This is a genomic window from Segeticoccus rhizosphaerae (assembly GCF_009192725.1).
GTDB lineage: Bacteria > Actinomycetota > Actinomycetes > Actinomycetales > Dermatophilaceae > Segeticoccus > Segeticoccus rhizosphaerae.
On the sequence record NZ_VOHR01000186.1, the window covers coordinates 1 to 7,760 of the forward strand.

Here is a 7,760-nt window from a genome sequence, read left to right on the forward strand (position 1 = left end):
GGCCGCGTCCCGGCGCTGGGGCCATGATCTGGACGGGCTCGGCGCGGGCACGTCCGGGCTCGGCGTCGCGGCGGTCGCTGCTGCCCGCGGATACCGGTTCGCCGAGGCAGAGGTCGCCGGAGTTCTCGGAAGAGGGCGGGAGTGACCGCGGTCGCCGGCGATCCCCAGGCGTTGCGGGTCTCGGCCCGCACGCTCTCCGACCGCTCTGCGCACCTGCATGAGGCGGCCCGGACCGTTCGGCGTCACGCGCGGAGGACGGACTCTGCCTGGCAGGGCACCGCGTCGGTGCGCTTCGTGGCGGCGTCGGGACGGGCGGTGCGCGCACTCGGCGCAGCCGGGGACGGACTGTCCGAGATCGCCGCTGCCACGCAGCGGTATGCCTCCGAACTGGACTCGGCGCAGCGCCGAGCCGGCGAGCTCGCTCGCCGACGGGACGCGGCAGAACAGGACTTGCGGGTCGCCCGGTGCGTGCCCGAGGGAAGGGGTTCAGGCACCGGCCGGCGCGATCCCGATCCGGTCGCGGTGGCGGCGGCTCTGGTGCGCGCCCTCACCAGTGCGGGGGAGGACGTGGTGCACGAGCAGGTCGCGGCGGCGCGGCGATTCCGCTCTGTCCTCGACAGGTCCCGCCTCGTTCCGGACATCCTGTCGTGGGTGGACGACGCCACGGCTCCGGCGCGGGCCATCGGCAAGGCGGTCAAGGTCATCCGGCAGGTTGACACCTACGCCTCCTTCCTGCGGCACCTGGCCGGGGCTCGACAGGCGCTGGAGGTCCGCGACCTGTGGCGTCAGGTCCGGCACCTGAGGGGTGCTGGGGAGCAGCTGAGGAAGATCACCCACGGTCCGTTCTCGCACCTCGCGGGCCCGGCCCGTCGGTTGTCCCGGGCCGCCAGGCTGCTGGCCAAGCTGACGCCTGCCCTGACCTTCTACCGCGGAGTGAGCGACGCGGCCACCGGGGCCGGCTACACGGGCTGGCGCGGCACCACGACGCGCGTGCTGGGTGGGCTGGCGGCTGGAGCGGCGATCGTCGGAGTGACGCCGATCGTCGCCTACCCACCGGTGGGACTCACGGTCGGAGGCATCCTGCTCGCCCACAACGCGTGGAAGGCCGGCAACTGGGCCCATGACCACAGGGCGCAGCTCCGTTCCGCCGCGGTGAAGACGTACCGGGCCGCGAGGCGGGTGGGTGAGCAGATCGTCCGAACGCAGGTGGCCGCGTTCCGACGAGGGGTGTCGCTGGCCAGGTCGTTCGCGCACCTGCACCAGGAGGTGTGGAAGGCGGGCGTGCGCAAGAGCGGAGTCCTGCTCCAGGGGGTCGCCACCATCAGCCCCGATGCACTCGGGGCCCTGCGTCGAGCTGGGGAGTCCGGCGCTCGTTGGCGGCAGGAGCTGAGCGGCGTCCCGAAGACCTTGGGACCCGTGGCGGTCCGTCCAGGGCCGGTGGACCGGTTGACGGAGTTCTGGAAGGACCGGGAGACGTGTCCGGGCGCGCGCTTCTGGCCGAGCTGGGCCCCATCGCCATTGCTCAAACCTGTCTATCCGCTGGTCTGCCGGGCCTCCTTCGGAGCCGGCGGATGACCGACGCCGAGGAGAGCCCGCACACCGGTGCCGACGGCAGCGGTGCAGCGCGCGGCGGTGAGGCCGGTTCCGCTGCGCCCGAGACGCTGATCGAGCTGACCGACGAGGAGACGGCCGTGCTCTTCGGCAACCTCGAGGGCCTCGTGGCCAGCCCCTACCTCGACCAGGTGCCCGACGACGAGCGAACGACGGTCCTGCACACGGCATACCGGTCCCTGCTCGCTCGGGGGGTGATCGTGGCAGCGCCACCGACGCGCGAGCCGCGGGAGGACGGCCGGCCGGAGGTGGAGATGGCCGCAGGACTGGCCTTTTTGGCTGACATCCGCGACGGCGCTCCGGTGCTGCTGTGTCTGCAGCGCACCGTCGACGACGAGTGTGTGCTGCGGTATGCCCACGTGGTCGACCGGTTCGTCCTCGTCGAGGACGTCCTCGAGGGTGGGCTGCACCGATTCGGCTGGCTGGAGCGGGATCGGCTGCGGGCCTGTCTCCAGGAGTTCCTCGTGCCGGACGGCGCGGTCGCCGGCTCGGGCGAACCGGTCGCGCTGACCTCGGGCTGGGCGGGTGAGCAGGGACCGGGGCCGGACGACGAACCACCCGCGGTGCCGGCCGTCCTCGAGCAGGCGTCCGTCAACATCGACGCCACGGTCCGTCACCTGCTCGATGAGGGGCCGGGCGAGCTCCTGGGCTTCTTCCTCGGCCATGCGGGCAGTTGGCTCAGCCGCAACCAGTTCGGTGCGGGCGGGGCGGTCCGGCTCGAGCCGGTGGAGCCCACGCAGGTGGGCCGGCTGGTCGAGGCACTGGTGGTCGAGGCGGAGGGCCTCGTCATCCGGGCGCTCGCCGTCGAGGAGGCGATGACGCCGGGCTAGACCAGGGCCTCACGCGGTGCCGGCGGGAACGCTCGACGGCACCGGCACCACCATCGGGGTGCGGGTGAGCGGATCCGGCACCACCACGGAACGCAACCCGAAGACGTCGGCCAGCAGGTCGGGGGTGAGCACCTCCTCGGGCTCACCCTCGGCCACGACGGCCCCTTCCTTCATCAGGACGAGGTGGTCGGCGAACCGGGCCGCCTGGCCCAGGTCGTGCAGCACCGCGACCACCGTCCGGCCGTCTCGCTGCAGCCGGGCGAACAGCTCGAGCAGGTCGAACTGGTGGGCGATGTCGAGGAACGTCGTGGGTTCGTCGAGCAGCAGCGTCCGGGTCTGCTGTGCCAGCACCATCGCGACCCAGACGCGCTGGCGCTGGCCCCCCGACAGCTCCGCGACCGGTCGCTCCAACAGGTCGCCGACCCCGGTCAGCTCGACGGCCTCGTCGATCGCTGCCCGGTCGCCCGGGCTCCACTGGCGCCACAGCGAGTGGTAGGGATAACGTCCCCGCGCGACCAGGTCGCGGACCCGGATGGCGTCCGGCACCACCGGGTTCTGCGGCAGCAGTGCCACCCGGCGGGCGACCTCCCTGCTCCCTCGGGCGCCGATGGGCCGGTCGTCCAGCAGCACCTGCCCGGAGGACGGCCTCAGGGTCCGCGCGAGAGCCTTGAGCAGCGTCGACTTGCCGCAGCCATTGGGTCCGATGATGGCGGTGAAGCGGTCGTCGGGGATCTGCAGGGACAGCTCGTGACACACGACGCGGTCGTCGTAGCAGAGCGTGAGGTCGCGCGCCTCCAGACCACTGTTCACAACGTTCCCTTCTTCCACTCCCGCACGAGCAGGAAACCGAGGTAGAGACCGCCGACTCCGGCTGTCAGGATGCCGACCGGGAGGTCCCGGACCACCGGCGCCTGCTGTGCCGCCAGGTCGGCGACCACGAGGATGAGCGATCCGGTGAGGGCGGTGCTGAGCACGGCGGCACCCGGGGCGCGCGTGATCCGTTTGGCGACCTGGGGCGCGGTGAGCGAGACGAAGGAGATCGGACCGGCCACCGCGACGGCTGCCGCCGCCAGCGCGATCGCCACGACGAGTGACCAGAACCGGGTGCGGTGGGCCTCGCCGCCGAGGGCGTCGGCGAGCTCGTCTCCCATCTCGATCAGCCTCAGGCGCTGGCCCATCAGCGCTGCTGCGGGGAGCAGCACGAGCAGGGCCGCCCCGACCAGCGCCGCGTGCTGCCACGAACGGGCCGACAGGCTTCCCGCCAGGTAGCCGGCCAGGGCGGTGGACTGGTCGCGCATCCCGACGAGCACGACGTACTGGATCAGGGCCAGCGCCATGGCGGCCACGCCGATCCCGGCGATGATCACGTGGCTCGGTGAGGAGAACCCACGACCGGTCGAGAGGTGGACCAGCATCGCCGCGGACACGGCTCCGGCCACGGCTCCGACCGGCACCGGGACCGCGCCGGACCAGAACACGCTCGCCGCGGCGGCCCCCGCACCTGCGCCCGCCGTGAGGCCGATGACATCCGGACTGGCCAGCGGGTTGCGGGTCACGGTCTGGAAGAGCGATCCCGAGACGGCCAACGCCGCCCCGGCGGTGACCGCCACGACCAGTCGTGGTCCCCGCAGCCGCTCCAGGACGAACGCCTCGGCGCCGTCCGCCCCACCGGTCAGGGCCCGGGGGAGGTGGTCCAGCGGCACGCCCAGGTCGCCGAGGGAGAGGGTGGCGACCGCGAGGACCATCACCAGGGCGGTGACGGACCAGGCATACGTCATCCCCCGCCTCGTGACCGGCACGGCTACCGCGTTGCCCAGGCGGACCAGACGTGGCGCGGTGGCCGACATCAGGTGGCCATCCGCATCCGCCGGACCACGACCAGCAGCACCGGTGCTCCGATGAAGGCCGTGACGACGCCGACCATCAGCTCCTGCGGCCGGAGGACGACCCGGCCGACGACGTCCGCGGCCAGCAGCAGGGCCGGACCGAGCAGCAGACTGAGCGGCAGCTGCCAGCGGTGGTCGCTGCCCACGACCGAACGCACGATGTGCGGCACGGCCAGGCCGACGAAGGCGATCGGCCCCACTGCGGCGGTCGAGGCGGCGCACAGCAGCGTCGCCGCGACGACTCCCGCGAGGCGGGTGCGCGAGGGGTGGGCGCCGAGGGCCGTGGCGGTGGCGTCACCCAGGGCGAGCACATTGAGCGGCCCGGCGAGCATTGCCGCCACCACCAGCCCGGCAACCACGAACGGCAGGACCTGCAGCGACGTCTCGGCGTTGGCGCCGGCGAGCGAGCCGACCACCCAGAACCGGTAGCTGTCGAAGACCGCCGGGAGGCTCAGGGTGACCGCCTGGACGTAGGCGCTCAGTACCGCGGTCAGGACCGCTCCCGCGAGGACGAGCCGCACCGGGGTCGCGCCGTGGCGGCCGGACCCGACGACGTGGACGAGGAGCATGGCGAGGAAGGCACCGGGCAGGGCCACCCACACCGTGCTCGCGCCCCCGCCGACGCCGAGGAAGGCGGTCGCGGTGACCACGCTCGCGGCGGCACCGATGTTGACACCGAGCAGCCCGGGATCGCCGAGCGGGTTGCGGGTGATGCCCTGCATGATCACGCCCGACACCGCCAGGCAGGCCCCGGCCAGGATGCCGATGGCCGTGCGCGGGACGCGGCTGTCGACGACGCTGCGCAGGTAGGGATCGTCTTGTCCCCGCAGGGCAGCGAGGACGTCGGGCAGCGAGACCGCCTTGCTGCCGAGGGCCAGGCTCGCCAGGACCGCCAGACCGAGCAGCCCGAGGCACGCCGCCAGCGGCAAAGCCCGCCGGCTGGGCGAGCGTTGCCGTGTCTGCCGTCCTGCGGACCCGGTGCGGGCCCGCAGGAGCAGGTCACCGCTCAACGGTGCGCAGCGCCTTGCTGATCATGGGGACGTAGCGCTCGATCGACCAGGGGACAGTCAACGGGTTGATCATCGAGGAGGCGGTGACGAACGGCCGGTCGTTGCTCGTGACCAGGCTGCCGCGCTTGATGGCAGGGATGCCCGCATAGAGCGGCTGGGCCTCGATCTGCTCGCGGGACTTGACGTCCATGTAGAACGTGAACAGCAGGTCCGCGTTCTTCAGCTTGTCGGCGTTCTCCAGGCCGAGCACGGAGGAGTCGGTGCCCTCCGACTCGGGCAGGGTGTTCACGACCGGGTCGACCCGCAGACCCATCTTGCGCAGCATCGCCACCCGCTGCTCATCGGGCAGGAAGACGCCGAGCGTGCCTGGGCCGGTGTTGTAGATGTAGGCGAAGGTGTGCTTCGCGAACTCGGGGTGTGCTGCGCGGACCTGCGAGAAACGCTCGTTGATCTTGTCGATCTGCCGCGTCGCCCCCTGCTCCTTGCCCAGTGCCGTGCCGATGGTCCGGATCTGCTGGTCCCAGTTGGTGCTCCACGCCTTGTCGGGGTAGGCGACCGTCGGTGCGATGTCGCCCAGCAGGTCGAACTGCTCCTGGGTGATGCCGGACCAGGGCGCCAGGATGACGTCCGGGTGCAGCTTCAGGACGGCCTCGATGTCCAGCTCGGTGCCGCCGGTGAACTGCTCGGGCAGCTTGCCTCCCGCCTTGGTCACCGCCTCGTGCACCCACGGCAGGTAGCCGGACTTGTCGCTGCCCCAGGGGTACTTCTCGATCCCGACCGGGATGACGCCGAGCGCGATCGCGGTCTCGGTCGACCCCTGGCCCAATGTCACGACCCGCTCCGGCTGTTCGGGGATCTCCGCGGTCCCGAGCGCGCTCTTGATCCTCACGGGGAAGGGTCCTGCGTCGGCGTTGCCCGTGGTGGCGGTCGGTTTCGCGCCATCGGCGGGGGCGGCCGCATCGCGGGCGTCCTTCGCCGAGCCGCAGGCGTTGAGGGCGACCAGTGCCAGTGCGAGGCCCGTGATCGCGACGCTGGAACGCCGACCGCCCTCTCGGATGAACAGGGACATGGGTTTCCTTTCGGGTGAGCACTACCGGCCGGCGGCGCGGTGTGTCGGGAATGGGCGTATGTCGGGTGCTGCGGTTCAGACCTCGGCGCGACCAAGGCGCCAATAGCCCATGAAGGCGACGTGGCGGCGGTCCCAGCCGCGGTCTCGGACGAGGTGGCGGCGCAGGCTGCGGATCACCGTGGCCTCGCCGGCGAGCCAGGCGAACGCTGCTCCTTCGGGCTCCTCCACCGGCGTCTCCCACAGCGGCTCCCCGTCGACGTCGACCGGCTCCGGGTCCGCCACGCCAGGGTGCGCCGGCCCGACCGTGAGCTCGGCCCTCAGCACCTGCGCGAGCCGGGCACCGTGCGGCGGGACGGCTGCATCCATGCCAGCTACGCGGGGGAGCCACCTGACCTCGATGCCGTCGGGCGCCTCGAGCGGGAGCACGTCCTCGGCTGTCGGGACCTCGAGGAAGGCCTGACCGCGGGTGTCGGCCGGCAGGGACTCGAGGATGGAGCCGATCGCGGGCACTGCCGTCTCATCGCCCGCCAGCAGGACCTCCGTCGCGGCTCCCGGCCGCCAATCGACCCCGACGAGCGCCGAGTCGCCACGCCGGTCCGGACCGATGAGGACGCACCGGTGGCCCACCTCGACCCGACCGGCCCAGGCCGAGGCGGGGCCGCCGTCGCCGTGGCGGACGAAGTCGACGTCGACCTCGCGACGACCGGGACGCACCGCACGCACGGTGTAGGTGCGGAAGGGGTTCTGCCGCTCGCGGGGCAGCGCACGCCACGCGGCATACCAGTCCTCACCCCGGGGCAGGTCGGCGAACGGATCGGTACCGCCAGCATCACGCAGCGGCAGCACCACCTTGATCCGCTGGTCGAGGCACGTGTCGCCGAACCGCTCGAGGTCGTGGCCGGTGAACGTCACCCGGACGAAGTGCGGGCTGAGGACGGCCACGGCGGCGACCGTGGCATCGAAGTCGCGGTAGGCCGGCACCGTGGCGGTGGCGAGTTTCGACGGCACGTGGCTCCCTGTGAGGTCGAGGTGTCGGGAAGTAAGGGGAGGCTACCCTTATCTTGATCGCCGGGACAACCGGCTCCGGCGACCGTGCTCCGGTCTCCGGCGCGCCGTGATCGACAATGGAGCCGTGGACACCCAGCGCAGCGTCGTCATCCTCGGCTCGACCGGCTCGATCGGCACCCAGGCGATCGACGTGATCACCCGCAACCCGGACCGGTTCCGGGTCACCGCGCTGAGCGCCGGCGGCGCCCACCTGGACCTGCTCGCCGAGCAGGCGGTGGCGCTCGCCGTGGAGGCCGTCGCAGTGGCGTCCGGCGACGCCGAGCAGCTGCGCACCGCGATCCGGCAG

Annotated in this window: 7 protein-coding genes and 1 pseudogene; 3 read left to right on the forward strand and 5 right to left on the reverse strand. The window is 72.3% G+C overall.

Annotated features, from left to right (window positions below; genetic code table 11):
- Positions 1–141 precede the first annotated feature (141 nt).
- A complete protein-coding gene (locus FRW57_RS14135) occupies positions 142–1,575 on the forward strand; it encodes a WXG100 family type VII secretion target (RefSeq protein WP_137122935.1) in 1,434 nt (477 codons plus the stop codon).
- Complete coding sequence (locus tag FRW57_RS14140) at positions 1,572–2,441, forward strand: hypothetical protein (protein WP_152186288.1); 870 nt, start codon at positions 1,572–1,574, stop codon at positions 2,439–2,441. The genes FRW57_RS14135 and FRW57_RS14140 overlap by 4 nt, the downstream gene beginning before the upstream one ends.
- 9 nt (positions 2,442–2,450) lie before the next feature.
- Here the strand turns inward: FRW57_RS14140 and FRW57_RS14145 are convergent, their stop codons facing one another.
- From FRW57_RS14145 to FRW57_RS14165, 5 genes are all read right to left on the reverse strand, one after another.
- Complete coding sequence (locus FRW57_RS14145) at positions 2,451–3,251, reverse strand: ABC transporter ATP-binding protein (protein WP_152186289.1); 801 nt, start codon at positions 3,249–3,251, stop codon at positions 2,451–2,453.
- The gene (locus FRW57_RS14150) at positions 3,248–4,288 is read right to left on the reverse strand and encodes a FecCD family ABC transporter permease (protein WP_152186290.1); all 1,041 of its coding nucleotides are present in this window, start codon (positions 4,286–4,288) and stop codon (positions 3,248–3,250) included. Before FRW57_RS14150 ends, FRW57_RS14145 begins: the two co-directional genes overlap by 4 nt.
- Complete coding sequence (locus FRW57_RS14155) at positions 4,288–5,337, reverse strand: FecCD family ABC transporter permease (RefSeq protein ID WP_238999434.1); 1,050 nt, start codon at positions 5,335–5,337, stop codon at positions 4,288–4,290. Before FRW57_RS14155 ends, FRW57_RS14150 begins: the two co-directional genes overlap by 1 nt.
- The gene (locus FRW57_RS14160; protein WP_152186291.1) at positions 5,327–6,406 is read right to left on the reverse strand and encodes an iron-siderophore ABC transporter substrate-binding protein; all 1,080 of its coding nucleotides are present in this window, start codon (positions 6,404–6,406) and stop codon (positions 5,327–5,329) included. The genes FRW57_RS14155 and FRW57_RS14160 overlap by 11 nt, the downstream gene beginning before the upstream one ends.
- A 75-nt stretch (positions 6,407–6,481) precedes the next feature.
- On the reverse strand, positions 6,482–7,414 hold the full coding sequence (locus tag FRW57_RS14165; protein ID WP_203230334.1) for a siderophore-interacting protein: 933 nt from the start codon (positions 7,412–7,414) through the stop codon (positions 6,482–6,484).
- Between the two features lie 124 nt (positions 7,415–7,538).
- Here FRW57_RS14165 and FRW57_RS14170 point away from each other — a divergent pair.
- Positions 7,539–7,760, forward strand: a pseudogene (locus FRW57_RS14170) (1-deoxy-D-xylulose-5-phosphate reductoisomerase); the annotation flags it as partial.

What these genes read in the sequence shown, in the direction of transcription:
- FRW57_RS14140 (WP_152186288.1), top strand. Translation starts at nt 1,572, where the DNA reads ATGACCGACGCCGAGGAGAGCCCGCACACCGGTGCCGACGGCAGCGGT.
- FRW57_RS14150 (WP_152186290.1), bottom strand. Translation starts at nt 4,288, where the DNA reads ATGTCGGCCACCGCGCCACGTCTGGTCCGCCTGGGCAACGCGGTAGCC.
- FRW57_RS14160 (WP_152186291.1), bottom strand. Translation starts at nt 6,406, where the DNA reads ATGTCCCTGTTCATCCGAGAGGGCGGTCGGCGTTCCAGCGTCGCGATC.